The sequence below is a fragment of the Corynebacterium sp. TAE3-ERU12 genome (assembly GCF_019209905.1).
Lineage (GTDB): Bacteria > Actinomycetota > Actinomycetes > Mycobacteriales > Mycobacteriaceae > Corynebacterium.
Map to the genome: position 1 here is coordinate 59931 of NZ_JAHUTM010000001.1, position 26662 is coordinate 86592.

A 26662-nucleotide genomic window follows, 5' to 3' on the forward strand; every position below is an offset into this window, starting at 1 on the left:
ACGCGCAGCGGGCGTGTCGGCGGCTACCCCGCCAATTGCATGAACAATCTATCAGTAGACTTCCGCGGTATGCGGATTCTCGTCGTTGATAACTATGACAGCTTTGTGTTCAACCTGGTGCAGTACTTGGGCCAGTTAGGTGAGGACACCACTGTGTGGCGTAACGACGACCCGCGCTTGTTTGACCCGCGGCAGGCCATCGCCGATTTCGATGCGGTGCTGGTCTCTCCTGGCCCGGGCAACCCGTCCAGTGCCGGCCAGACTCGCGCGATTATTGCCGCCGTCGCTGAGACCAACACCCCACTGCTGGGCGTGTGTCTCGGCCACCAGGCGCTGTGTGAGGTTTTTGGGGCGACGGTGGTGCGTGCCGACGAGCTGCTCCACGGCAAAACGAGCTTGGTCCGCCATGACGGCACCGGTGTTTTGGCTGGTATGCCGTCGCCGTTTACGGCCACCCGGTATCACTCGTTGACCGTGGATGAATCCACGCTTCCCGACGAACTGATCGCCACCGCCCATACTGATTCGGGCATGTTGATGGCGGTGCGGCATGAGTCGAAGCCGCTGCATGGGGTGCAGTTTCACCCTGAGTCGGTGCTGACTCAGTTCGGCCACCGGTTGCTGGCGAATTGGTTAGTACATGCAGGCGGCCAGCATCCGGAACAGATGCTGGCCGACCTTGAGAAGCAGCAGGAGGGCTACCATGCTGCTTTTGCTGCTCACAATCCCAGGACGTAAACCTCCAGGTCCACGGGCTCGTCTTTATTGATGATCTGGTCCGGTGCCGGGGTTTGCGAGGCCACGATATTGATCTGGCGCGGGTCCGGTGACGGGCGGGTGGTTTGGTTAATCGGGCCGGTAAAGCCTGCTGCCCGCAACTCTGATTCGGCCTGCTGCATGGTCTTACCCATCAGGTAGGGCATCCGCATCTGGTTGCCCCGGGAGACCCGAATCTCCACGGTTTCGCCGTGTTCGAGTTGGGCGCCGGCCTGGGTGGTGGAGATGACCCGCCCGGCTTCTTCGGTGGAATCGACTTCGGTCACACTGACCCTATAGCCAGCGTTTTCCAGGGTTTGGCGGGCGTCGGCGACGTCGCGGCCGCTGACATCGGGGACTGTGGAGATTTCCCTACCGGAGGAGACCACCAGGCGCACTGTCGAGCCTTCGGAGACTCGTTTGCCCGGCTCGGGGTCCTGGCCGGAGATATCGCCTTCGGCGATGGTGTCGGAGGGTTCCTCCTTCATCCGGGAATCCACCTCAAGGCCTGCGCGTTCAAGACGCTTGCGGGCCTCATCGGCGTTGAGCCCGATGACTTTCGGCATCTTGAAGTACTTCGGGCCATTGGAGATCTTCAGAATGACCGTCGAATCTGCGTCGACAACTGTGCTGGGTTCGGGGTCGGTGCCGATTGCGGTGCCTTTGGGCACGTCGGGATGCGGCACTTGGCGGCGGGAGACTTTGAGGTTGGCGGCATTGAGTATCCGCTCGGCCTCAGCGGTGGGTTTGCCGGCCACATCAGGCACGGTGACGGTGCCGCGGTTGGCGTTGCTTGGCGAGGTGATATCGCCACCGAAGACGTTCAGCGCCAGTGCACCACCGGCGAGGCCCAGCACGGCAAGGATCGCCACAACTGGCCATAGCCGGGGTCGGCTGGGGTAGTCCTTGGGGCGGCGCGGGCTGCGTCGCGCACCGGAGGTCTTGGTGGCGCCTCGGCGCGGTGCGGGTGTGCGCCTGGCGCCACGCTGAGCATCAGCAACACCAGCTGCGCCGACACCACCGGCAACACCGGCGGCACCTGCCCCTGCTGCGGCCTGCGGCATGAATTCCGCGGTCTGGGGGTCATTAGCCGGCTGGGGCTGGGGGGCGTGCGCACGAGCGGCCAGCGGCACCTGACCACTTGCCAACCGGCGGAGGTCTTTGGCCATATCGGCGGCGTTGTCATACCGGTCGGCTGGGTCTTTGGCCAGGGCAGTGAGCACAACCGCGTCGATGGCGGTGGCCTCGGAGTTGGTGAGATCCGGGATGAGACGCGAGGGTTCTTCCGGCTCATCCTGGACGTGTTGGTATGCCACCGACAGGGAGGTTTCCCCGGAGAATGGCGGCTGCCCGGTGACGGCCTCGTAGAGCACGCAGCCGACGGCGTAGAGGTCAGACCGGCCGTCGGCGGAGCGGCCCCGGGCCTGCTCTGGGGAGAGGTACTGGGCGGTGCCGATGACTGCGGCGGTCTGCGTCATGGAGGTGGCTTCACCCAGGGCGCGGGCGATACCGAAGTCCATCACCTTCACTGTGCCCGTGCTGGTGATCATGATGTTGGCGGGCTTGATATCGCGGTGAATGATGCCAGCTTCGTGGGAGAACGCTAGGGCGTCGCACACGTCGGCGAGGATTCCGGCGGCTTTGTCGACACTGATCCGCTCATTATTGCGCACGATATCGCGCAGCGTTTCGCCACGGACGAGTTCCATGACGATATAGGGCACGTCCCCGAATTCCCGCTTGGTTTCCCCGGTGTCGAAGACGGACACGATGCAGGGGTGGTTGAGCTGGGCTGCGTTCTGGGCTTCGCGACGGAACCGTTCCACGAAATTGTGGTCGCGGGCCATGTCGGCACGCATCATTTTCACGGCCACGTCGCGGCCGAGCAGGGTGTCGTTGGCGGAGTAGACATCAGCCATGCCGCCGAAACCGATCACGGACCCGAGCCGGTACCGGCCACCGATAAGTTCATCTGGGGTGGTCATGCCGGGATCTCCTGGTTCATTACTGCGGTGAAAACCATTAGAAGCCTCCTGCGTCCTGGGGCTGGTCCGGTGCGAAATTGGGTGCCTCTGGAGGTTGTGGAATGTCTGGTTGTGGCGCGTCGGGCACCGAGGACACATCAGGCGAATACGAGTCAACCGGGATGTCTATCGAGCCTCCGAAACCTGGCACGCCTTGGTTGCCCAGCCACTGCGGCAAATAGCTCAATGCCTGGTCAAGCAGGACGTCGAAATGTCCGCGCACCATCTGGGAGATGACGTAGCCCAGCCCGGAGAACAGGTCACTGCCGCGGGCGGCGATAACCAGCATCACAATGGCGATCACTGTGAGGAAGAAAAGCAGGATGAGCAGCTTGAACAGGCAGCCGCAGCCCAGGCGAGAGCGCGTGCGTGGCTCCTTGTGTCGCCGGGGGCGTTGGCGGGGCGGTGTGCCGCGCGGCACCACTACCGGTGGTTGCTGTGAGGGCCATGCTTCGGGCCGCCCGGGTTCAGGCGCGCCAGGGAAGGGGGCCTGCGGCCCGGTGGGCCGGGTCATCTGGCCGAGTTCTTGGGTTGCCGGGCGTGCCGACGCTGTTTGCCGGTGCACTTGGGGTGCCCAGCCTGCCGGCTGGGGTGGCCGGTGGCCATCGCGGACGTGGCGAACCGCAGCGGCGAGTTCGGCGCCGTCGGCATAGCGGCGTGCGGGGTCCTTGCGCAGCATGATGCCAATGAGTTCGCGGATATGCGGGTTGACCGTGGCTGGCAGCGGGGCGGGTGCTTTGTTGATATGCGCTAGGGCGACGGCGACGGAGCTGTCGGCGGTGAAGGGCCGGTGGCCGCACAGCATCTCGTAGGCGACGCACCCAAGGGAGTACACATCCGAGGGCGGCTCGACGAGATCTCCGCGGGCCTGTTCTGGGGAGACGTACTGGGCGGTGCCGACAACCATGCCGGTGCGGGTCAGCGCGGCATCTTCGGCGGCCTTAGCGATACCGAAATCCGTGATTTTCACCAGCCCGTCGGGGGTGACCAGCATATTGGCGGGTTTGATATCGCGGTGCACCAAACCAGCAGCATGTACTGCGGATAGCCCACGGGCGGCTTGGTCGATCACGTCGATGACGAGGTGTTCGGGGATCACACCCATGCGGCGCAGTACATCGGCGATTGATTCGCCACGGATGTATTCCATGACGATCAGGCAGGCCCCGGCGGATTCGAGGTAGTCGATGATATTGACCGAGTTGCGGCTGCTCACCGAACGCGCGGCGGCGGCTTCGTTGCGGAATCGCTGCCGGAATTCGGGGTTTTGGGCGAATTCCTGTTTCAGTGATTTCACCGCCACCGGGTTTCCGGTGTGGGTGTCTTCGGCCAGCCATACCGTGGCCATGCCGCCACGGCCAAGGAAGCCTCGGATGAGGTAGCGGCTAGTGCCGAGCTGTTCCTGCACCAATTCCGCGTCGCGGGCGGTGCCGGCATCTGAAAATCCGGTCACTGGGTATCACCGTCCCGTGCGTTCAATGGCGGAGATGACAGCGCGACCGATCGGGGCGGCTACGGCAGCACCGGTAGCGCCTGCACCGGCATTGCCGCCGTCTTCCACGACCACTGCGATAGCGATATCGCTTTGCAGGGTAAAGCCCATCCACCACACGTGCGGTGCCAGTTCACCGCGCACCGCGCCGTGCTCGGCGGTACCGGTTTTCGAGGCGATGGCGTTGGGGTTGCCGCCGGAGCCGCCTTCGGAGCCCTGCATCAGCCCGGTGAGGACGTCGGCAGTGCTGGGGTCGATGACCTTATCGTCAATTTTCTTAGGCCGGGTCTCGGAGAGCACGTTGAGATCCCGCCCGGTGATGGACTTGATCAGGTGCGGCTCCATCATCACGCCCTTATTGGCGATCGTGCCGGCGATCATGGCGTTAATCAGCGGGGTGAAGGACACGTCGCGCTGACCGATGGCGGTCTGGCCCAGTGCCGCATCATCGGGGATCTCACCGATGGTGGAGGGCTCCATGTTGACACCAAGATCGTCGAACGTGTCGCCGACGTGGAAGCGCTTGGCGACGTCGCGGAGCTTATCGGCACCGGTCTGGATAGCCAGTTCGGCAAAGGCAGTATTGCAGGACTGGGTAAATGCGGTGCTCAGCGGTACTTGGCCGCCGTTGCCGCAGGTTTGGCCGGCGTAGTTTTCCAGGGTGGTTTCGGTATTTGGCAGCGTGATCTCATTCGCGCCGGTGACCGGGGTGTCCGGGGTGGCACCGTTTTCCACTGCGGCGATTGTGGTGAGCACCTTGAAAGTGGAGCCGGGCGGCAGCGGACGCTGGGTGCCGTGGTTGAGCAGTGGCGCGTTGGCACTTTCGGTGAGTTCGGTCCACACCTCATCGTCGTTATTGGCGATGGGGTTGGGGTCATAGGACGGGGTGGACGCCATCGCCAGAATCTCACCGGTAGAGGGCCGCAGTGCCACAACGGAACCGGTATAGCCTTGTGCGGCCAGCTGCTGGTAGGCGGTCAGCTGGGCCTCCGGGATGAGGGTGAGCTCCACATTGGCGCCTTCCCGGCCTTTGCCGGTGATGGTGTCAATGGCGCGGCGGGTGAATAGCGACGGGTCGGTGCCGTTGAGGATGCCGTTGCGGGATTGTTCCACCCCAGCTGCCCCGTAGAGGTCCGAGATATAGCCCAGCACGGGGCCGTAGGCCTGTGGGTTCGAGGTGTAGCTGCGGTGGTAGAAGTCATCGCTGCCGAGCTCGGATTGGGCCAGGATTTCGCCGCCGGCGGTGATTTGCCCACGCGGGGTGGACTTTTCTTCAAGGAACTGCCGGAAGTTCAGTGCGTTATGGGCGTACTTCTCCTCCTGGAAGGCCTGCACCCACGTGAAATTCGCCAGCAGAATGAGCACCAACACCAGCGAGAACGTCATGGTTTGGCGGATTGCCTTATTCATCGGTGCACCCCCTTTGCTCCGGCTGCGGATACTGCTGCGCTGGCATCACCGGCTCCGGTGGTTGTCCAAGGACGCTGCGCTGAATCGGAGATGCGCAGCAGGATTGCCAGCAGAATGTAGTTAGCCAGCAGCGAGGAACCACCAGCCGACATGAACGGGGTGGTCAGGCCGGTCATGGGCATAAGCCGAGAGATGCCGCCTGCCACAACGAATAGTTGGATCAGCAGGGTCAGGGACAACCCGGCGGCGGCGAGCTTGCCGAAGGAATCGCGCACTTGCATGCCGACGTTCATGCCGCGGGTGATCATGATCGTGAACAGGATGATCACACCGGACAGGCCGACGAAGCCCAGCTCCTCACCGATGGCGGCGAGGATGAAGTCGGAGTGCGCCACCGGCACATTCTGCGGGTAACCATTGCCCAGACCGGTGCCGGTCACACCGCCCCAGCTCATGCCGAACAGGGCCTGGGAGAGCTGGTAGCCGCCGGTGTCGTAATTAGCGAGGGGGTCGACGAAGTTGGTGACGCGGTCCTGGATTTTCGCCGAGATGGTGTAAATACCGAAACCGCCAATGGCGACCAGGCCGAGGCCGATGATGAGCCACGACGGCCGGGACGTGGCGATATACAGCATGCCCAGCACGGTGCCGAAGAGCAGCAGCGCGGGGCCAAAGTCGTTCTGTGCGCCCATGATGAGCAGTGCGATTGCCCACACCACAAGGATGGGGCCGAGGTCCCGCAGGCGCGGGAAATCGATCCCCAAAACCCGCTTCCCGGCGACGTTGAACAGCGAGCGCTTATTGACCAGCAGCTGGGCGAAGAAGATCAGCAGCAGTACCTTCGCGAACTCGCCGGGCTGCACCGAGAACGGGCCAATGGAGATCCAGATCCGCGCATTGGCGTTGATACTGGACGGCCACACCAGCGGCAAGGCCAGCAGGAACAGGCCCAGCAGGCCTAGCAGGTAGGCATAGCGAGTCAGGGATCGGTGGTCGCGCAGCAACACCATGACGGCCACGAACATGCCGATACCCAGCACGGTCCACATCACCTGGTTACGCACCAGGGAGGTGTCATTGGCCAGGTCAAGGCGATAAATCATAACCAAGCCGAGGCCGTTTAGCGCAGCGGCGACAGGCAACATGACCTGGTCGGCATATGGTGCGAAAAAGGACATCACCGCATGGGCGACGCCGAAGACCAGGATGAAACCACCCAGGATCCACAGCACATCAGCTGAGGCACCCTGGCCCTGGCCCAGCTGCATCGACACCAGTGCGATGAGCGTGCACACACCGGCAAGCAGCAGCAGTAAAAGTTCGCGGGTACGTGCGGTTGGGGACGCGGCTGTCATTGCGTAACCTCCCGGCAGTTCTCCCCGGGCCGGGAGCCGGGAGCCGGGGTTCCTCGGGTGTCACCAGGCTCAGCGCCGGGCTTATCGGCGGGCTGCTCCGGGCATATCGGTAGCGCCTGTCCGGCCAGACGCTTCAGCTGGCTGGTGACCTTGTCGTAACTATCAGCGGGCAGACCATTTTTCAGAATCGACTGACCGACCTGATTGAGGTCCTTCACCCGCATCGGGGGGCAGGTAGCGTCGGCAAGCTCCACACCAGGCTCGACGAGACTGACCTCGTCGGCACCGTTGAGGCACACGTACTGGTGGTGCGAATTCAGCGTCATGCCGAGCACATCACCTTCGATACCCTCACGGATCTCAATGACCTGAGGATCAGTGCCCGTCGCGGCCACATAATACGTTTCGTTGACCCGCTGCCAGCCGAAAAAACCGGCCACGGAAACCGCGATAATGCCGAGTGCGACCGCGGCGATAACCAGCCAGCGGCCTTTAGTAGGGTCCGCCCCAGTCGGGGTGGACGTCACCGCCCGGGACTGCTCAGCGGCCGGGCGGGTAGCCGCGGCGCGACCAGCGGCAGTATCAGGGCGGGGCGACTCGGCAGCCGGATCACCCAATGCGCCAGCCAATGAGGGCTGCGACGGGGTGGGATGAGCCGAATCCACCACATCGGCAATAACCAGCGTGACATTATCCGGGCCACCGGAGCGCAAAGCCAGGGAGATCAGACGATCAGCGGCTTCTGCAGGACTGCCCTCGGAGAGGGTATCCCGGATCGTTTCCTCACTGACCGGGTCGGACAGGCCATCCGAACACAGCAGGTAGCGGTCGCCTTCGTGGACCTCGCGGTACTGCAGAGACGGCTCCACGGGACGGCCAGCCAGGGCCTTAAGGATGAGGGAACGCTGCGGGTGCATGCTTGCCTCGTCGGCGGTGATCTGGCCCTCATCGACCAGGGACTGCACATAGGTGTCATCCCGGGTGATGCGGATCAGCTCGCCATCGCGCAGCAGGTAGCCACGAGAGTCACCAACATGGCAGACACCAGCGCGGCGACCATCGAACAGCATCGAGGTCAAGGTGGTGCCCATGCCTTCGGTGGCGGGGTTGGCCTCGACCTCTTCGGCGATGGAGGCATTGCCTTCGTTCATCGCCGAGCGCAGGGCCTCCAAGAGGTCCGCGTCGGGCTGATCGTCGTCAAGTTTGGACAGTGCGGCGATCATCAGCTGGGAGGCAACCTCGCCGGCGGCGTGGCCGCCCATGCCGTCGGCAAGCGCAAGTAGGCGCGGGCCGGCGTAGGCGGAGTCCTCATTATTCTGACGGACCAACCCGCGGTCGGAAGCGGTCACGTAGTCAAGCGCGAGGGTCACGGCTGCAACCTCAATGTTGTTCGGCCGATACGGATTTCCATACCGGTTTCAAGCTTCTCGGGAGAATCCACGCGCTGGCCGTTGAGGAACGTGCCATTGCGAGAATCGAGATCCTCGAGGAACCACTCGTTATCGTGCGGAATGAGGCGCGCGTGGCGAGCGGATGCGTAATCGTCGTCAAGCACAAAAGCTGAATCATCAGCGCGGCCAATAGTGATTTCGCGCTGGTTATTCAGATTCATACGTGACCCAGCCAGCGGGCCGGCGGTGACCAGCAGCTGGTGGGGAGTCTGGCTGCGGTGGAATGGCCGGGGCCGCCCAGTTGGTGCGACAGGGCGTACCGGGCGCAGACCCGCGGCGGCGTTGGTATCGGCGCGCAGTGCACGCATGGTCATCCAAATGAAGAACCAGAGCAGCACCAGCACTGCGATGCGTGACAGCAGGAAGATAATTGCCTCCACGTGCCTGCCTCCTCTCCTTCGTTGTGCGTCGATCCCCGCAAGGGTTTGTGTGGAGAGACTACCGCGTGGCTGGACATTGAGCGCCAGCGCGCACGGCCGGGGTCGCGTCACAAGGTGTGCAGCTTAAGTAAAACGGACTTCCATAACCGAGTGGCCCATAGAAATAATGTCGCCATCGGCGAGCAGCCAATTGTCCACCGGAGTGTCATTGACCAGCGTGCCATTGGTGGAATGCAGGTCCACGAGGATGGCATCGCGCCCGTCCCAGGTGATTTCCGCGTGCTGGCGGGAAACCCCGGTATCGGGTAGCCGGAAGTCAGAGGCGGTGCCGCGGCCAAGGATATTGGACCCGGCGCTGACCTCGAAGGTGCGGTTGGAACCGTCCTGCAGGTACAGCACCACAGTGTGGGTGCTTTCCGACGGTGGCGCGGCCGCAGGCGCATCGGGCGCGCCGGGCTCGCCAGTGACCGTCGTGGCCGGTTCGGCGAAGTCAGCATCAGCCCAGGCGCGGTTGGAACGGTCGACGCTGGCTGGGGCGCTGCCCGCGGCGGCGGAGGCAGCAGAGGCGGCGGAGGCGCCAGCCACACCTGCAGTGCCGGCGGGGGCGTGCTCAGTCGGGGACTCGGCCTCGGGGCCAGGGGCAACCACAGAGGAGGTGCCGCGGGTGTCGGGGTTGTGCTCCTCAGCGGCGGGGGTGGCGGCCTTTTCCGGGCCGGTATCGGCTTCACGCTGTGCGGAGGTGGTCTCGCCGACATAGCCGGAGTTATCTCGCTTGCCTTCCAAGAACTGGGAGGCCGTTTTGAGTTGACCGGTGTGTAGTGAGGGCACCAGCTCAATGCGCACGGCTACCGAACCGGATAGCGACCAGCCATTATTGCGGCAGTAGCGCGACATTCGGTCGGCTAGGTTCTGCGGCAGGGAGTGTTCTTCTGTGCTGAGGTGATCAAAGTCGGTGGGGCTGACGCCAATGCGGAAGTCGTTCGGGGCCAGAAAGCGGCCGTTGGCATCCTGCATGAGGAAGTCCTCAATTTCCTGCTTGAGGCATTCTTCGAGCTCATTTGGGACGACCTTGCCGCCGAAAACCCGCGCGAAGCCGTTGTCCAGCCCGCGTTGCAGGGTGCTATCCAGCTTGCGGATGCGTCCGAGGAAATCCATCTACGGCCGTTCACCTTCCCCCAAGGCCGTTGGCTGTGGGGCCTGGGTGCTTGAGTACGTTCGTCAGTATGTAAGCGGTGGACGGTGTCCACCGTAGGCACTGTATTTCCATCAGTATAGGTTCAGTCGCTGCGTATCCAAGAATGTCCGTAGCCTTTGTGCTGCACGTAAAGCCACCACGATGCGGTAATAAGCGTGTTTTTGGTCTCACGGATATAGGTTTTGACCTGCTGATTTGGTTCTTCGCCGGGATGTCGTGCTAACGTTGTCGCGTTGCCACGGGCGAGTGGCGGAATGGCAGACGCGCTGGCTTCAGGTGCCAGTGTCCTTCGGGACGTGGGGGTTCAAGTCCCCCTTCGCCCACAAGTAGGAAGACCCCGGTTCTCTTTGAGAGCCGGGGTTTTTCGATGTCCCAGGCCACGCATAGTTCACCTGGCTGATAATGAGTGGATAGCGGATGCCTGATCGAGGTAGCGGGCGTGGTCGTCGTCGACGTAGGTGACGGGGTCGCCGGCGCTAATCCACATCGGGCAGTCCAGCTCAACGTCGAGCCCGGTTTCTTCTTTGCATTCGCGGATCGCGGCGCTAATTGCCGGTAGTCAGAGTTCCTTGTCGCCGATATCTTTGCAAAGGTCAACGATGAATTCTGGGATCACGACTCCACCCTAGGTGCGCTGAGAGTGGGCCTTTCTGCCGGGGAGGTCTCGTCGTCTATCACCCCTGGGGTGTTAGCCCGTGGCTAATGGTCCCGGGGTATTCCCGAATGATCGGGGCCGAGCTTCGGCACATACTTAGGGTCCAGGAGAGAAGTAGCGCGTCGGCAGCGTCGGAATGCTAGTGCTTGGTTTGAGGCCGCGACAATGCTTCGCTACCTGGCAGCCCTTGGCGCCATGGTCGTGATGGGGGCCTTCAGCTAGAGCTGGCGGCGGTCCTTACCGAACAGGACGCGGCGCTGATGTGGGTTGAGATAGACCTGGGTTGCGTGCTCGATGAGTTCGGGGAATCGACCGTCCATCGGCGGCAGGTCATCAGCGCGGAACCAGCCCGTTTCGGTGTTTTCGCCGTCAGCGGGGAAGGGTTCGGCTTCCGGATCGCTGGGGTGGGCGAGGAATGCGTGGTCAAGATAGCGGGCATGGTCACCATTGACGTGGGTAGTCGGATCGCCGGCTCGCACCCACATCAGGCAATCCAGTTCGACATCAAGCCCAGTTTCTTCTTTGCATTCGCGGATCGCGGCGGTGTCTGGGTCCTCGCCGGGATCGATAATTCCGGTCACCGGCGTCCACCGCCCGTTGTCGGAGCGCTTCGCCATCAGCACCTCGGGTGTGGCGCCGGCATCACGCATGATGACGGCGGTAATTGCTGGCAGCCAGAGTTCCTTGTGTCCTATGTCTTTGCGAAGGTCGACGATGAATTCTGGGATCATGACTCCACCCTAGGTGTGCTTGCCGACGATGGCGTCTGCGATGTCAGCGACGTGGTTTTCAAAATGCGCGGCGGGGTCGGTCAGGTCCACGCGGTGGATGCGCACAGTGATTCCGGTGCCGATAATCGGCATTTTTTCTATTGTGCCGGTCGGTTCAGCGTTGCTTGCCGGGTAGATCAGGTCCACCGCAGGCAACCCGTACACCGTCGCGTAGGTGACCATTTGGTGGATATCTGAGCGCGTCGGCTCGGCCCGCTTGTATTTCACGTCGGCAATGGCGTGGGTGCGCCCGCATTCGTCTTCGATGAGGATATCGGGCCGCAGCTGCAGGGCCGGGTGGCCGTCGACGTAACTGCGCGAGGATTGGCCTCGAACCGTCATGGTCGGCAGTGCTTGGCGTACAGCCCGCGTCACTGCTGATTCGAAAACGTCCCAGACTTTGATGATGAAGCTACGGCCAGCCAGATGGCCTGCTGCTGAGTCCACCCCGGACCCCGACAGCACTAATTCCGCCAGGTCGAGTGCCTGGTGATAGCGCTGGTTAAGGCGGTTGCGGGAGCAGTGCGGCAGCGGCGCACCGGCGGGGACCACCGTGACACCGGTGAAGCGTTTGTCCATGATCGTCAGGCGGTGCAGCAGGTGCAGCCGACGCTTACTCAGCGTGCCCGCGCTACTCAACCCGATAACCCGGTGCAGCGCCTGGAGAGCCGCCCGCAGCAGCTGGTTTTCAGCAATATTGACACCGTATTCCTGGTAGGTCAGCTCCAAGGGGTGCAGCACACCCATATGTCGGGAGAGTTGGTCACCGAGCCGGACCCGGCCTTTCAACACCACATGGGTGTCATCGACATCCCGGTAGCCCTGCAGCAGCCCAGGGCCGATGGCCTTATCCACAAGGTCAAGGAAAAGCTGTGTGACGCTGGCGGTGATATCGCTGTCATCCAGGGCTGCTGGTGCTGCCAACATCTTCATGCCGAGATTGCCGTAGGCCCACAGCCACAGCAGCGACCCCACGGGCAGCTTCGGCGTGATGATGAGCTGCAGGCCACCGATGGTGACAACCCCGGCAATATTGTCGACGTCTACGTCGAAGGTGTCCACAGTCGCGCCGGGCCGGCAGGTGCCCACCCCATCGACCTCGAGTCGGCGGGCCTGGGCATGGGTGAGCTCAAGGTCGCGAATGCGGCCCGCTTCTCGAGCTACCCGGGTGCGCGTGGTGGCTGTCATGGCTGCTTATTGCTCGTTATTGCTCGGCTGGTGCGCTGGTCCACAGCTCAATATGGCGGCAGTATTCGCGGTGAATATCAGCAACAAAATCCGGCTGGCCGTAGAAGATTTCACTCAACTGCGGCTCCAGGTCGGTTTCCCAGAGTTCCAGCAGATAATCAGCATCGAAATCAGGTGTGCGCATGAAATACGACGGGCCCAGCATGCGTTCCCTATCCCGAGTAGCCAGGGTCTGATTAATCGCGGACCACAAATCCACCACGATGGTGTCGGCCTCACGGTCAGCGCACCAGTTCGCGAGCAGCGACTTCGTGGGCTCACTATCCGGGTGCAGGGTGAGGAAACTAAACCGGCGCCGCATCGCGGAGTCAATAAGCGCAATGGACCGGTCGGCGGTATTCATCGTCGCAATGATGTACAGGTTCGGCGGGAGCGTGAATGGCTCGGCGGAGTACATCAAGTCAATGCTCTGATCCCGGTATTCCAATAGGAAATACAGCTCACCGAAAATGCGGGCCAGGTTGCCGCGATTAATCTCGTCGATCACGAGGAAGTGTGGGTAATCAGGGTTATCCAGGGCAGCGTCGGCAAGCCGACGTAACGGGCCGTGGCGCAGCTGCAAAGTGCCATCGGCGGTGGGCCGGAAACCCTCGAAGAAATCCTCGTAGCTATACGCCGGGTGGAACTGCACCATCGTGACCCGGTCAGCAGAACCAGCCAGGTTAAGCGCAATTTTTCGCGCCAGGAAGGTCTTACCGGTACCCGGAGGGCCCTGGAAAATGATCTGCTTACGCGAGGAAAGCAGACGGTGGACCTTAACGAGCCAGTCCTGGTGCAACAGCAGACGGTCGGCGATTCCGGCGGGGAAATCCGGAAGTCCGGTGCAGGCGAGTTCATCGATCTCATCGTCAACCGGGTCCGGCTCCGCAGTTGCGGTGATCGGCAGCTCCGCGGGGCTACTCGGTGCCGCGGACTTCGACGCCTTCTTTTTTGTTCGCCATTCGTCTTTGTCTAGCCAGAAATTCCAGTCTTCAGTGCGTTCTTCGCGAATGCGATCGACGATGATCGCTAATTGGCGTTGATCATGGAGCTGCGCCTCGTCCTCGGTGAGGTAGGAGCGGAAGTGGCTGGCGATTTGCTGTCCCAGGTCCTTCGAGGCGCAGGGAAAAAACGCCGCCGGATCGATGAGATAACACAGCACCGCTTGAATAGTGGAGCTGTTAGTGGCGGCGTAGCCCCAGATGGTGCCTTCAATAGCGTCCGGGTTTTCCAGGCATCTGACCCGCTGGTCCCGGGGAAGACTCATGAACCAACGGCCCCAGTCAATAAGAAACTCAAACTGGCTATAGCGGCCGTAGTTATAGCCCATCCCGCCATCGAGGACACCGCCGTTTTCGAAGAGATCAACAATGCTGCCGGCCTTGGCTGGGGTGTTATCACCGGTCAGGGATACCGCAGGATCGCAGTCATTCAGTACTGCGTTGATTTTGCGCAGTTTCGTCTCAGCCAGCATGCTGCCAATAGCAGCCAGATCCACGATGTAGAGCTCGGCGAAGAGTTGCCGCGCCGGGTTGGAAATATCTGCTAGCTGCCCGACGATCTTGGTGTCGAAGGAGTGCCTGGAGTTGTCCGGATGCTCGTTATAGGCGTGGAAGAGCTCATCGAAGTTCTCCGGTGTCCAGATCTCAGCGTCGGTAAGCAATGAGCCACCATCGATAAGACACGTGTCCTTGAGGGTGCGCCCAAAAGCTTCCACGCCTGCGAAGTTGCCGTATATCTCACCCATGTATGCACTCCTTCGTTTGCGGCTTATTTTATCGGCCGGCGGCGGGGCGGGGTGGGGGTACGTGACCGAGCGACCCCAATGGGATATGCGGCATTCTTGTACCGTCGAAACTATGAAACACTCAGCGCGTTCGCTCACCCGCACCCTCGCTACCGCCGCCATCGCAATCGGCCTCACCGCCGCAGCCGCCCCTGCCAACGCAGCGCCGGTAACCGGGTCCGACCTCCCCGAACTGCCGACGATCCCGCCGAGCTCCTCCGATATCTCCGACCTGTTCGGTTCTTCCGGCTTCGGTGACGGCGAGGAGCTCTCGCAGGTCAACTACGTGGACATCGACAGCTACGCCGGCACCTGGCACCAGCTAGCCACGATTCCGCAGATATTCCAGGTGCAGTGCGCCCGCGATACCACCGCCGAATACAAGGTCATCGAGCCCGGCAAAATCAGTGTGGTCAACACCTGCACGGACTGGTTTGGCAACAGCTCAAGCATCACCGGCGCGGCTAAGGTGACCAACCCGGAAACCAACGCCTCACTGCGCGTTGCCTTCAACGGCATCCCTGGCCAGGACATCAATGGTGAAACCAACTACCGCATCACCTACCTGTCTGAGGACGGCAATATCGCCATCGTCGGCAGCCCCGATAAAAAGTCAGGCTGGGTGCTTTCGCGCACTCCGTCGGTAAGCCCGCAGGTGTGGGATGAGATCGAATCCACCCTGGACGACCGTGGTTGGTGGCCGTGCCTATTCGTCGCCACCCCCGTCGCCGGTGGTGTGGAAACACCCACCCCGGTCTGCGCGCTATAAAACCAGCGCTAGAACACGGCCAGCGCGATGGCCAGAAGAATCGGCCCGAGCGTTCCGACGATGCCGCCGGCAATTGTCTGGCGCACAGTGTGATGTGAAATCTGCACCCGTGCCCAGGCCACAGCCGGCGTGAGGAGCAAAAGCAGCGCGAACCACGGTGAGGCGAGCACGGCACAACAGCCGCAGCCGCCCACCCACGAAGCGACGTGCAGCGACGGTTTATGCCCTCCCAGCAGCGTGAGCCCGGCGAGGACAAGCACCACAATGACCGAGCTGAGCAGGATCAGCCACAGCACCCGCCCGGCGTCGAAGAACGTGAAAAGCACCAGCACGCCGATAAGCCCGATGCCGAAGATGCCGAAAGCAATATTGCGTTCCCCGCGGTCAGTGACGTGGTGGCCGCTGGTCATATGCCCGGTGTAGTGAGCCAGGATGAAGCCCACAATCGGGCCGGGGCCAAGCAGTAGTGCTGCTGCGATGCCGAGTCCGGTGTGTCCGACGGCCACGCCGCTGACCAGCAGTGTGAGCGAGATGGTGATCCACGGTGCGCACACTTCGGTGATGATGCGGGCGAGGCGGTCTGTTGTCATGCTGCTTATTCCATCACAGACCGTGGACTTTGCGGATCAGGTCCAACATTGTTTGTCGTGGCAGCACCCGGGAAAGCGGCAGCACTAGCCCCGCCCGGGAGCCCCGGGCCCGGTAGGGGGCAGGCCGCTGGGCGGTGATTTCTGCAACTATCACCTCGGCGACGGCCTCGGCGCTGATACCGCTGGCCTCGTTGGCGTTGAGGTTTTTCAGCATGGTGGTGAGCTGCTTGGTGTAGACCGAGTCCGCAGCCCCGCCGTAGCGGGTGCGTCGGGTGGAGATGCCGGTATTAATAGAGCCCGGCTCGACGACGGTGACACCAATGCCGAATTGTTCGACCTCCCCGCGAAGCGCTAGCGCCCCGGTACGCAGGGCTGCTTTCGCCGCGGCGTAGGAGGATCGGTAGGGCAGTGGGAAGGTGCCCAGCATGGATCCGACGAACACCATCCGCCCCCGGCCGGCGGCGCGCATTCCGGGCAGAAGGTGTTGGGCCAGTTCCAGCTGCCCGGTGACGTTGACGCGGAAGAGGCGTTCGAGTGCGTCGCTGGGTAGTTCTTCCAGAGGGCCGGACTGGCTCTCGCCGGCGTTGAGTACGACAGCGCCGATGCTGTGGTGTCCATTGTCGCGGGCGAAGTCGTCGGCACGCTGGGCGCAGGCGGCGATGGAGTCGGGGTCGTCCATGGCCAAGGCGGTCATGGTGATGCCGTCGGGGTGTGGTGCTTCGGTGCCGCGGCGGCTGGTGCCCAGGACGGCGAATCCGGCGTCGCGGAGGGCTTCGGCGGTGGCGTAGCCGATGCCGGAGGAGGCGCCGGTGACAAGTGCGGTTGGTGTGGTGGTGGGGAGTGTGGGGGCGCGAAACCGGGGTAGCGACACGGGGCTCATGTGACTCCTGTTAACAGCAGAAACGGCAGTGGTTTTGCCGGCAATTATAGTGCTGCGCTGGGGCGAATCAGTTGCCCGCCACCCCTAGGATGAACTCCGTTTATCTGCTTTCATGGCTGTATCCATAGACAGTGACTAGGAAGGCCCCCGCTCCCTATGAGCACATCGGTTCCCATCTCTGAGCCGGGCGCGGTGACTCGTCGTGCCGGCTTCGGCGCCACCGCCCGCCGTGTCCTTGCCCCCACACTCGCTGTGGCCACCGCTGCCTCGGCCATCTTCGCCGCCCCCGCAGTAGCCAGCCAAAGCACCCCCGGCGACACCGCCACGAATAATGTCGCCGACTTCTCAAACTTCGACTGGAAGCCCTGCCCCCCAGCTGCGCTTGCCGACGCTGACACCAAGTGCGCCGAGACCGAGGTGCCCAAGGACTACACCGACCCCGATGCCGGCACCATCACCGTCACCTTCTCCTGGCGGCCCGCCACCGGTTCCCGACAGGGCGTTATCGCCGGCAACCCCGGCGGCCCTGGCGGCAGCGCACTGGGCATGTTCAGCGATGACGTCGTCAAGATGCCCGCCCAGGTCCGGGAACACTTCGACCTCATCGCGGTGCAGCCACGCGGCCTGCGCTGGGCAACCCCGCTGAACTGCGATATCGCCGATATTCCGCTCTCGGGTGTGGCCGCAGGTAATTTCGGTGCGCTCTACAGCCTCTGCGAAACCCAGATGCCGGGCTACGCCAAGACCATCACCACCGAGAACACCGCCCGCGACCTCAACGAGGTACGTCAGCAGCTCGGCGTGGACCAGCTCAGCCTCTACGGCGTGTCCTACGGCTCGGACCTGATGTCCACCTACGCCACCCTGTTCCCGAACAACACTGACGGCATCATCCTCGACTCCGGCGTCGACCCCGATGATCGCTTCTTCGACCTTGGCCCGGCCCGCGAGCCGTGGCGCCGTGACGCGCTGAACGCCATGTTCGAGTGGATGGCGGAGCGTAACGACACCTACGGCCTGGGCACCACCCCGCTGGCCGTGTACAAGCGCTGGTCAGAGCGCGTGAATGAGGAAGTCGGTGCCCCCGGCCAGGTCTACCCGCCGCCGGCTGAGGTCGGCGATGTCCCGGCTGCTTTCGAGGACAACCCCGAGGCCCTGCTGCCGGTGGTCAACGAGGTGCTGCCGGTGCTCTGGCGTGGCCAGTCCCTCATCAGCGCCCTGCAGGGCAAGCAGGCCCAGCAGTCGAAGATCATGCAGTTCACCTTCGGCGCCATGTACTCCGAGTCCGTGTGGCCGATCCTCGCTGACATTGTGAAGACCGGCGAGCTGCCCGCCCCGCAGATGCCCGAAGGCGTGACCGAAGAAGACATGCTTGCGGAAATCAACGCCATGGCAATGGTCGAAACCGGCATCATCTGCAACGACAACCTGTCCGCAGCTGACCCGTCGTTGACCCCGAAGGTGCTGTTCAACGGTGTGACCAACGGCGACATGCTGGAGATTAACGCCGACGGCTTGAAGTCCGGCTTCAAGTGCACTGGCTGGCCGGCGCACCGCGCCGCGATCACCCCTGATGGCTCCGCTTTGACGAAGAAGCCGCTCATCCTGCACTACAACCACGACTCCGCGGTGACCGGTATCTCCTACGAGGCCATCGAGAAGTACATGGGCGGCGACGTCCACGTTTACGAGGGCTACGGCCACGGCGTGCTTGGCGCCAAGAACGGTGCCGATATGGTTGCCGGCCTGGTCAGCGACTACTACCTGAACTAGGCCAGCTGCTTAGCCCACAGCGAAGGGGCTGCGAACCTCACGATGGTTCGCAGCCCCTTTTCGCTTGCGCGGGGCTTGTGGGCTAGATCCGTACGAATTGCGCAGATCCGTGCGAAATTCCGTATGGGTTTGCGTAAAAGGTACGGATCTGCGCGTGGGGGCGGTGGCAGGGGCCGGGAAGAGGGGGTAGGCGCGGCGAATTGTGGGGTGGCTGGGCGCGGGCGGGCAGTGGGGTGGCTGGGCGCGGTCGTGGCGCTGGGGGTGGGGTGAGTGCGGCGGCGTCGGCGTCGGAAAGCTCAGGGGGAGGGGTGCGCCGATGCAGATCCGTACGAATTGCGCAGATCCGTGCGAAATTCCGTACGGGTTTGCGCAAACGGTACGGATCTGCGCGCGGGGGCGGCGGTAAAGCGGCGAGTAAGCGCCCCTCGACTAGCTGCCGACGACCAGTTCGCCGTTCTCCGCCGACAGCGCAGCCGGCTCCGCACCGCTACGCGCCGGGCCGGAGATGACATCGCCGGTGGTCATATCGAAATGCGAATTGTGCTTGGGACACACCATCGCACCGTCTTCAAAGCGGGAAATCTTGGAACCCTGATGCGGGCACACGGCGGAAAAAGCGTGGAAGACGCCCTCTTCGGGCTGAGTAATGACGTACTTTCCGACGACCACGCCGCCACCGACAGGAACCTCAGTGGCGGCTACCTTGGCTGCCTCCTCGGAGGAGCCACACGCAGCCAGTAATGCACCAGCGGCGGTGGCGGCGCTACCAAGGAGGAAGCGACGGCGGTTGCACAGGCCACCGGCGACGACGTCGGTGGTCGGGGTAGCGGGTTTGCTGCGGTTCATGTGGATAAGGCTACGCCGTAGTCTCGACACCGCCGAATCCGCAAAAGCTACCCTGAGCGGCTCAAATGAGGCGAACCTTAGATGTGGTTACGGCTAAGGAGAATAAGTACCGACTTGTGGAAAGGCGCTGCCTCCCGCGCTCGCGATGAGCTGGTGATCACCTTGTCCGGCAAGCCGTCGAGTCTGTTGCCTGCCGACGCTTAACCGGTAATTGCCGGTTAGGGCTTAGGAGCTGGCGTTGTCGTTGTTGCTCCGGCGGTTTCGGAGCAACAGCACGCCGACGATTGCGGCGGTGATGGCGGTGAGAATTGCGACTGTGGGGATACCGATATCCCACAAGGTGTCCTGACCATGGTGGAGCGCCTCTGACCAACTGTCGTGGTCGGCAAACCGTGCAGTCAGGACAGGCACGACTGATGCGCCAATCAGGTTTCCCGCAGAAAGTGCTGCCCACAGGCGAATCCAGCTAGCCGGCTTAGTTCCGTCGAACGTCACTATCGGTTGGTCCTTCCTGCCTTCTCGGCGCAGATCCGTGCCAATTGTGCAGATCCGTACGGAATTTCGCACGGATCTGCGCAATTGGTACGGGTTTGGCGCGGCGAGCAGCTGCCGCGGCCAGGGGCCGGACTGCCGGAGGGGCGAGTAGCGCAGCGGCTACTGCGAGTAATCGCGCTGGCCGAAAATAGCGGTGCCGACGCGCACCGTCGTCGCCCCCTCAGCAATGGCCAGCTCGAAATCGCCGGACATACCCATCGACAGCTCCGACAGGTCCACCCCAGCAGGGGCAACGTCGGCAAGCTCATCGCGCAGCTGGCGCAATTGGGCGAAACACCGCCGCACCGCCGCATCCGTTTCCGCAGTGCCGTCGGTGGGCATCGCCATGGTCATCAAGCCACGGGGGATGAGGTTCGGAAAGTCCCCACCCGGGCCGAGCTGCGCCACGAAATCGGCCACCGCATCCGGCGCGAAACCAGCCTTCTGGCCCTCGCCTGACGTATTGACCTGCACAAACACCTCAAGCGTGCGGTCGGCGTCGGCAAGCTTGCGCTGCACCGCACGGGCCACCTTCGGCCGGTCCAGCGCATGGAATTCGTCCGCGAACTCCACCAGCTTGCCGGCCTTATTCGTCTGCAGCGGCCCAATCACCGCCCAGCGGGGGCCGGACAACTCAGCGGCCTTCGCGCCGGCCTCCTGCACTCGGTTCTCCGCAAGCGCGTCGCACCCAGCGTCGGCAAGCACCGGCCAAGCCCCCGAAACGATATCCACATCCCAGGTCTTCGACACCGGCAGCACCCGGACCTCACTCGGAGCGCGCCCAGCAGCCTCGGCGGCCTCATCCACGCGGCGGCGCACCTGGGCGAAACGGGCGGCAATCGCCTCCGGGCTGTGATCGTGCAGGTCGTGGCTAAGAGTCATGCAGCCAGGTTAGCGCTCGCCGCGCAGGCGCTTCACCGTGCCAACCACAGTTGCCGCAATTGTGTCCACCACCACGAAACCAGCCACGCCCACCACGGCATTGCGCACCCACCGCGGCACCGCACCAATCGACGGCAACACCGTCGACCGCTCCGGCAACTGCGGCTGGGTGCCCTTCAGCGACGCAATAATCTGCTGCGCCACCACCGGCGAATACAGCATCGACAGGTGGTCCGGCCACTCGCCTGGGGCTAAGTCCGGGACATGGATATTGGTGACCTGCCGGGACGTGGCCTGCGGGGCGTCGCGGCGGTAATCGAGGAAGGCGCCGCGCCACGGGGTGGCAATCCAGTCGAATTTGGTGGCCAGATTGACATAGCGCACGCCCTCGACCACCTCCGAGGCGCCATTGAGGCCGTCGAATACTTCCGCGCCGGGCACCTGCTGCAGCCCGGCCGGGCCCAGCGCCTTGGTTGCCATCGCAAAAGCGGGGATACCTATTTTTTCTAAGGCGGTTCCGACGGTGGCGACCCCACCGAGGGTCACGCCGTGGTGATTACCACCCAGACTCACAATGGTACGAACCTTATCGGCGCCGTATTTCTTCGCATACGCCCGACCATGAATCGAGCCCTGGGAATGGCACACCAGATCCACCCGGTCGGCACCAGTGCGCTCCAAAACCTCATTAATACGTCGCTCCACTTCCGCAGTCGACGCAGTCAGATCCGCGGTGCCCGCCACCCCCTTATTCTTGCCGACGAAGCAATCCGGATCAGCCCCATAATCAAAGGAATAACAGTTAAAACCGGCCTTCTTCAGCTCCGGGGCGAGCATCGCAAAAGTCGAATACGCGCTCATCCAGGTGCCGTGGATAAGCACCACCGGCACATTCTCCGACCCAGCCGCGTCCGAGACGTCGTCGGCAAGCCCAGCAGGCATCAACCCAGGACTACGCAACTGGCGATAGAACGCCACCGGGAAAAAATTAGTGCGCGGCCCAGTTGCAGCGGGCGCATTGGCGGCAGTGTGCGAGGCAGTCGTATTCGTCATAAAAACAAGCCTATCCGCTATCGGGCGCCAGCGGGGCCGCACAGCACAGGCAGGCACCAGCCACATAAACCAGACTCACACCGATACGCGGTACTATTTTTGCCATGCTTGTCGAACGACTCCAGGCCCTGCCGGTGGCTCGACGACGCCAACTGACCTGGCTCGCCGCAGTCATCGCCACCATCGTCGTCGGCGCGCAGCTCTACCGGGCCTGCACCTACTACATGATGGACGTCGAAGTCTTCCAAGACGCCGGGTGGGCCCTACGCCGTGGCCAAGACCTCTACTCCGAAGATTTCCCCACCCGCTCCGGGTTTCGCTTCATCTACCCGCCATTCGCCGCGCTGCTGTTCTACCCCACCACCTGGGCCGGGCCGACCACCCTCCAAATCATCTGGACCGCAGCAACCATCGCAGCCGTCTGGGCGATCCTCTGGATGGTCAGCCGCCGCCTCGCCCTACCCCGGCCCGCACTGGCAGCAACACTGCTGCTCGGGCCCGCTTTCGTGCTCGACCCACTCTGGGAAAACGTCAGCTTCGGCCAGATCAACGTCTTCCTCGCCGTACTCGTCATCGCCGACGTCCTCGGCTTCATCCCCAAACCCCTACGCGGGCTAGGCATCGGCGTGGCCGCCGGCATTAAAATCACCCCGGCCGCCTTCGCGCTGCTCTTCCTCGTCCGCGGACAATGGGGCAACGTCGCCCGCTCCTTCGGCTGGTTCCTCGTCACCGTCATCATCGGCTTCGCCGTGCGCTTCAAAGAATCCATCTACTACTGGACCGACGAATTCTTCGCCGGCAACCGCGGCGGCGCCCCGACCTACGAAGCCAACCAAGCACTATCCGGGCTCGTCGCCCGCGGTGGCCTCACCGGCACCGCACTCGAAGTCGTCACACTCACCGGTTTCGTCGCCGGTGCCGTACTCGCCGGTGTGGCGGCCTGGAGGTTCGAACGCGCCGGGCGCAGCATGCTGGCGCTGATGGTGGTCATCATCGCCGTCTGCGTCACCGGCCCCTACGCAGTCAGCCACCACTGGTCCATCGTCTGCGCCGGCCTGCCGCTGCTTCTCACCCTGCGCAATAAGCTCGCCCTCGGGATCGGGGTGGCGTTCTACCTCGCCAATATCATCGCCCCCTACACCGTCTTCATCGGCCAGCCCGACGGCCGCGCCACCTCGGTCGGCATGTGGCTATGGGGCAATATGCAGGGAATTATGGGCCTGGTGGTGCTATTGGCCCTAGTGGCTACCGCCCTCATCGGCCGCGTTCCGACGGAGAAACACAACGCCGGCACCACCGCCATCGTGACCGGCTAGGTACGCCGGTTCGTCCGCTTCGTCGCCGGGGCCGACCACGGGTCCTCCGGCCACGGGTGCTTCGGATACCGCCCCCGCATCTCCGCGCGCACCTGGGCATAGGGCCCATCCCAAAATGAACGCAGATCACTAGTCACCGCCAGCGGCCGCCGCGCCGGCGACAAAAGGTGCAACACCACCTGCACCCGGCCATCCGCCACCGTCGGGGTATCGGCCAGCCCAAAACACTCCTGCAGCTTGACCTCTAATTTCGGCGGCTCACCGGGGCAATATGTCACCGGTACCCGCGAACCCGACGGCACAGTCAACCGCTGCGGCACCAACTCGTCAAGCCGCGCCGCCTCCGGCCACGGCAATAAACGCTGCAGCTGATCCACACCAACAGCCCGCGGGGAGGAGCTGCCGCTGCCCGCCAGCAGCACCGCCGCCTCGTCGGCAAGCGCCGCAGTCGACACATCCGGCCACGGCGCACCCACATACTCATGCAATAACGCCATCCGCGCCCGCAACCGCTCCGCCTCCTCAGTGAGCACCAGCACGCCCTGGTCGTCGGCAAGCGCCGCCAACACCGCCGCCTCACACTCACTCGCAGACGCCGTGACCGGCTGGGCAGCCAACTCAATCGCGCCAATCCGACGCACCCGCCGGGCCGTCACCCTGCCCTGGCCCAACACCCCGGAAAAACGCACCTCCCGATCCTCAGTGCATAACGACGCAGCCGCCCACTGCGCCAACTCCACCGACGCCGGGGCAGCCGCCCGAATCACCGCGCCCGCCCGGCCACCAGCAGCCCCCGCCGCCCGCGTGACCTCACCAATCGCCAACCACTCATGGCCCCGCAACTCCGGCGGGGCCGTCGCCGCAGTGCCCCCAACAGTCAGATAATCACCCGTATCCCGATTCCGACACCGGGCAATCCGGTCCGGCCACGCCAACGCCGTCACCAGCGCCGACGGGTCAGCCGCAGGAGGGTCCGGCAGGGCAGCAGCCACCGCATGCTGGCCAGCCAGACGCTCCAGCCGCCGCGCCTCCCGCTTGGCGGACTGACTCAACACCCCCCGCGTCAGATCCCCACTAGGCGAATCAGTCAACACCGCCGTCGCCTCAGCCGCAGCCCGCGCCCCCACCACCGGGGCGGCCAGCAACAACGCCCGGCCCGCCCGCGGATACACCGGAAGAGCAGCCAAAATACGACCAAAATCGGTGACGCCACCGTCGGCAAGCGCCCCCAAACTGCTCAGCGTGCGATGCGCGATCTGCACATGCGCCGGCGGGGGAGCATCAAGCAAACGCAAACCCACACCACCCGGCGTGCCCCACACCGCCACATCCAGCATCGCCTGCGTCAGATCCGCCACCGCAATCTCCGGGGCCGGCCACGCATCCAACTGCGGCCACTGCGACTGCGAAATACACCGCACCGCCACACCCGGGCCCAGCCGGGCCGCGCGACCTGACCGCTGCTCCGCCGACGACCGCGCACACGAGGTTGTGACCAGGCCCGACATGCCACGCGCCCGGTCCATCCGCGGGCCCCGCGCCAAACACGCATCCACCACGCCACGCACATGCGGCACCGTCAGCGAAGACTCAGCAATGGAGGTGGCAACAATAATCCGGCGCCCCCGACGGCCCCGACCAGCCACAACCCGATCCTGGTCGGCAGGGCCAAGCCGGCCATGCAAAGCCAACACCTCAACCTCGGGACACGACTGCTCCAGCGTGCCGACGATCCGATCAACCTCACGGACACCAGGGGCGAAAACCAACACATCAGCCTCATCGCCATAGGCAGCGGCGAGCTCGTCGGACAGTTTCGCCGCCTCAGTGGCGACATGGTCCACAAAGGCATACTCCACCCCGCGCGCACCCAAGGCCGGGCCCGACGGCGGGGCATACCGAATATCCAACTCATGCAGCACCGCCGGGGCCTCAATAATCGGGGCGTCACCGAGCAACGCGGCGAAACGCGGCGCGTCCACCGTCGCCGACATCGCCACAATCTGCAGGTCCTCGCGGAGATCGCGTAGATCCCGGACCATCGCCAAGGCGATATCCGTATCCAGCCCGCGCTCATGGACCTCATCGAGCACCACAGCGGCAACCCCGGCCAGTTCAGCGTCGGCAAGCAACCGACGCACCAATACACCCGGGGTACAAAACTCCACGCGGGTCGCGGCACACGTGCGGGCGTCGCCCCGGACGGTATAGCCGACCTCCCGGCCGAGCTCAACGTCGGCAAGCTCCGCAAGCCGACGCGCCGCCGCGCGCACCGCCACCCGACGTGGGGCGGTGACCACAACACGGCCGGACACGCCCGCCTGGGCCAGGCCATTGGCCACAATCGGCGGGACCAGCGTGGTCTTACCCGTACCAGGCGGGGCCTGTACGACAGCACTCGCGCCGACCGTGCCGAGGGCGTGGGCGAGCTGCTCGGCGGCTGCGGCAAAGGGCAGACCAGCGCCGATGGTGGCGATATCGAAAGGGGCCGTGGCAGCTGGGGCGTTCATAGGTAGTAAGGATGCCAGGAGGAGGTAGCGGGCGTGCGGGGGCTGTGCGCACCCTAGACAGAATATGCACGTCCGCGTATATTCACACAAATGCATATAGTGCAGCGATTTGCGTGGCTCTCCGTAGCCATGGCACTAGTTAACATCGGCCTCAAAACCACCGCCTGGTACATCACCGGGTCCGTCGGCCTGCTTTCCGACGCCGCCGAAGGCTCCGTCAACCTCGTCGCCGCACTCCTGGCCGTCTACGTCCTCCGCGTCACCCACACCCCCGCCGACGACGACCACGAATTCGGCCACTCCAAGGCCGAATACTTCTCCTCCGGCATCGAAGGCGCGATGATCCTCGCCGCCGCCGGCTTCATCATCTACTCCGCAGTACACCGCATCTTCAACCCCGCACCCGTCGAAGCCATCGGCCTTGGCCTGGCAATATCCCTCCTCGCCGCCATCGCCAACGCCGCAACCGGACTCACCCTCATCCGCGCCGGGCGCAAACACCGCTCCATCACCCTCGCCGCCGACGGCAAACACCTCATGACCGACGTATGGACCTCCGTCGGCGTCGCCATCGGCGTATGTCTCGTGTGGCTGACCGGATGGCTCTGGCTCGACCCAGTAATCGCTATCGCCGTCGCACTGAACATCCTCTTCGCCGGATGGCAACTGGGGCGCGAAGCCGTCGACGGACTCATGGACAAAGCCATGGAAGGCGACGACCGCGCCGACGTCGACCGCATCATCGAGCGCTACCGGAATATCCGCAACGGAGTCGACATCCACGAAGTGCGCACCCGCGTAGCCGGGCGACGCGAATTCATCGAATTCCACTTCCTCGTCCCCGGCTACTGGGACATCGTCCGCGGCCACGACCTGCTCACCGAACTCGAAGACGAGCTGCGCGAACGTTTTCCCGGCGTCCACATCTCCTCACACCTCGAGCCCATCGAAGACGAGCGCGCCTACGGCGACGTTGACCTGTAGCTGGCTGGGGGAGGGGGCGCGGGC

22 protein-coding genes and 1 tRNA gene are annotated in these 26662 nt (G+C 63.7%); 6 read left to right on the forward strand and 17 right to left on the reverse strand.

Annotated features, from left to right (window positions below):
• The first annotated feature begins 69 nt into the window (after positions 1–69).
• Positions 70–738 carry an aminodeoxychorismate/anthranilate synthase component II gene (locus KRX51_RS00280; RefSeq protein ID WP_218360980.1) on the forward strand — a complete coding sequence of 223 codons (669 nt, stop codon included), beginning with the start codon at positions 70–72 and terminating at the stop codon, positions 736–738.
• Here KRX51_RS00280 and pknB read toward each other — a convergent pair.
• The 7 genes from pknB to KRX51_RS00315 all read right to left on the reverse strand — a co-directional run bounded on the left by pknB (position 720) and on the right by KRX51_RS00315 (position 10023).
• Positions 720–2741: a Stk1 family PASTA domain-containing Ser/Thr kinase gene (pknB, locus tag KRX51_RS00285; RefSeq protein WP_218360981.1), complete on the reverse strand. Its 2022-nt coding sequence runs from the start codon at positions 2739–2741 to the stop codon at positions 720–722. The two genes, KRX51_RS00280 and pknB, sit on opposite strands and share 19 nt — an antisense overlap.
• A gap of 37 nt (positions 2742–2778) precedes the next feature.
• Positions 2779–4233 (reverse strand): protein kinase, encoded by a 1455-nt coding sequence (locus tag KRX51_RS00290; RefSeq protein ID WP_370624944.1) that lies wholly within the window; start codon positions 4231–4233, stop codon positions 2779–2781.
• 6 nt (positions 4234–4239) lie between these two features.
• Positions 4240–5682 carry a penicillin-binding transpeptidase domain-containing protein gene (locus tag KRX51_RS00295; protein WP_218360982.1) on the reverse strand — a complete coding sequence of 481 codons (1443 nt, stop codon included), beginning with the start codon at positions 5680–5682 and terminating at the stop codon, positions 4240–4242.
• Complete coding sequence (locus KRX51_RS00300) at positions 5679–7037, reverse strand: FtsW/RodA/SpoVE family cell cycle protein (protein WP_218360983.1); 1359 nt, start codon at positions 7035–7037, stop codon at positions 5679–5681. Before KRX51_RS00300 ends, KRX51_RS00295 begins: the two co-directional genes overlap by 4 nt.
• Positions 7034–8407 carry a PP2C family serine/threonine-protein phosphatase gene (locus KRX51_RS00305; RefSeq protein WP_218360984.1) on the reverse strand — a complete coding sequence of 458 codons (1374 nt, stop codon included), beginning with the start codon at positions 8405–8407 and terminating at the stop codon, positions 7034–7036. Before KRX51_RS00305 ends, KRX51_RS00300 begins: the two co-directional genes overlap by 4 nt.
• Entirely contained in the window at positions 8404–8868 is a 465-nt protein-coding gene (locus KRX51_RS00310) for an FHA domain-containing protein (protein WP_218360985.1), read from the reverse strand. The genes KRX51_RS00305 and KRX51_RS00310 overlap by 4 nt, the downstream gene beginning before the upstream one ends.
• Before the next feature lie 123 nt (positions 8869–8991).
• Positions 8992–10023, reverse strand: coding sequence for a DUF3662 and FHA domain-containing protein (locus KRX51_RS00315; protein WP_218360986.1), 1032 nt, complete (start codon positions 10021–10023; stop codon positions 8992–8994).
• A gap of 280 nt (positions 10024–10303) precedes the next feature.
• Here KRX51_RS00315 and KRX51_RS00320 point away from each other — a divergent pair.
• Positions 10304–10386: transfer RNA gene (locus KRX51_RS00320), tRNA-Leu, on the forward strand.
• A gap of 550 nt (positions 10387–10936) precedes the next feature.
• On the opposite strand, the gene KRX51_RS00325 is transcribed toward KRX51_RS00320, so the two are convergent.
• From KRX51_RS00325 to KRX51_RS00335, 3 genes are read right to left on the reverse strand one after another with little or no spacing between them, the layout of a single operon-like run.
• Positions 10937–11449, reverse strand: a complete 513-nt coding sequence (locus KRX51_RS00325; RefSeq protein WP_218360987.1) for an NUDIX domain-containing protein — start codon at positions 11447–11449, stop codon at positions 10937–10939.
• Positions 11450–11458: 9 nt separating this feature from the next.
• Positions 11459–12676 (reverse strand): McrC family protein, encoded by a 1218-nt coding sequence (locus KRX51_RS00330; RefSeq protein ID WP_218360988.1) that lies wholly within the window; start codon positions 12674–12676, stop codon positions 11459–11461.
• A 16-nt stretch (positions 12677–12692) separates the two neighbouring features.
• Complete coding sequence (locus tag KRX51_RS00335; protein ID WP_218360989.1) at positions 12693–14462, reverse strand: McrB family protein; 1770 nt, start codon at positions 14460–14462, stop codon at positions 12693–12695.
• Positions 14463–14574: 112 nt separating this feature from the next.
• Between KRX51_RS00335 and KRX51_RS00340 the strand changes: the two genes are divergently transcribed.
• A complete protein-coding gene (locus KRX51_RS00340) occupies positions 14575–15270 on the forward strand; it encodes a lipocalin family protein (protein WP_218360990.1) in 696 nt (231 codons plus the stop codon).
• Positions 15271–15278: 8 nt separating this feature from the next.
• On the opposite strand, the gene KRX51_RS00345 is transcribed toward KRX51_RS00340, so the two are convergent.
• Positions 15279–15860 carry a hypothetical protein gene (locus tag KRX51_RS00345; protein WP_218360991.1) on the reverse strand — a complete coding sequence of 194 codons (582 nt, stop codon included), beginning with the start codon at positions 15858–15860 and terminating at the stop codon, positions 15279–15281.
• Between the two features lie 13 nt (positions 15861–15873).
• Positions 15874–16740, reverse strand: a complete 867-nt coding sequence (locus tag KRX51_RS00350; RefSeq protein WP_218360992.1) for an SDR family NAD(P)-dependent oxidoreductase — start codon at positions 16738–16740, stop codon at positions 15874–15876.
• Positions 16741–16896: 156 nt separating this feature from the next.
• Between KRX51_RS00350 and KRX51_RS00355 the strand changes: the two genes are divergently transcribed.
• Positions 16897–18513, forward strand: coding sequence for an alpha/beta hydrolase (locus tag KRX51_RS00355; RefSeq protein WP_218360993.1), 1617 nt, complete (start codon positions 16897–16899; stop codon positions 18511–18513).
• 429 nt (positions 18514–18942) lie between these two features.
• Here the strand turns inward: KRX51_RS00355 and KRX51_RS00360 are convergent, their stop codons facing one another.
• The 4 genes from KRX51_RS00360 to KRX51_RS00375 form a co-directional block, all read right to left on the reverse strand.
• A complete protein-coding gene (locus KRX51_RS00360; RefSeq protein WP_218360994.1) occupies positions 18943–19359 on the reverse strand; it encodes a Rieske (2Fe-2S) protein in 417 nt (138 codons plus the stop codon).
• 225 nt (positions 19360–19584) lie between these two features.
• Positions 19585–19854, reverse strand: coding sequence for a hypothetical protein (locus KRX51_RS00365; RefSeq protein ID WP_218360995.1), 270 nt, complete (start codon positions 19852–19854; stop codon positions 19585–19587).
• Between the two features lie 159 nt (positions 19855–20013).
• On the reverse strand, positions 20014–20775 hold the full coding sequence (locus KRX51_RS00370; RefSeq protein ID WP_218360996.1) for a YggS family pyridoxal phosphate-dependent enzyme: 762 nt from the start codon (positions 20773–20775) through the stop codon (positions 20014–20016).
• A 9-nt stretch (positions 20776–20784) separates the two neighbouring features.
• A complete protein-coding gene (locus tag KRX51_RS00375) occupies positions 20785–21828 on the reverse strand; it encodes a triacylglycerol lipase (protein WP_218360997.1) in 1044 nt (347 codons plus the stop codon).
• Positions 21829–21932: 104 nt separating this feature from the next.
• On the opposite strand from KRX51_RS00375, the gene KRX51_RS00380 reads away from it, so the two are divergent.
• Positions 21933–23144 carry a glycosyltransferase family 87 protein gene (locus KRX51_RS00380; protein ID WP_218360998.1) on the forward strand — a complete coding sequence of 404 codons (1212 nt, stop codon included), beginning with the start codon at positions 21933–21935 and terminating at the stop codon, positions 23142–23144.
• Here the strand turns inward: KRX51_RS00380 and hrpB are convergent.
• A complete protein-coding gene (gene hrpB / locus KRX51_RS00385) occupies positions 23141–25654 on the reverse strand; it encodes an ATP-dependent helicase HrpB (RefSeq protein ID WP_218360999.1) in 2514 nt (837 codons plus the stop codon). The two genes, KRX51_RS00380 and hrpB, sit on opposite strands and share 4 nt — an antisense overlap.
• A gap of 90 nt (positions 25655–25744) precedes the next feature.
• Between hrpB and KRX51_RS00390 the strand changes: the two genes are divergently transcribed.
• Positions 25745–26638 carry a cation diffusion facilitator family transporter gene (locus tag KRX51_RS00390; RefSeq protein WP_218361000.1) on the forward strand — a complete coding sequence of 298 codons (894 nt, stop codon included), beginning with the start codon at positions 25745–25747 and terminating at the stop codon, positions 26636–26638.
• Positions 26639–26662 lie beyond the last annotated feature (24 nt).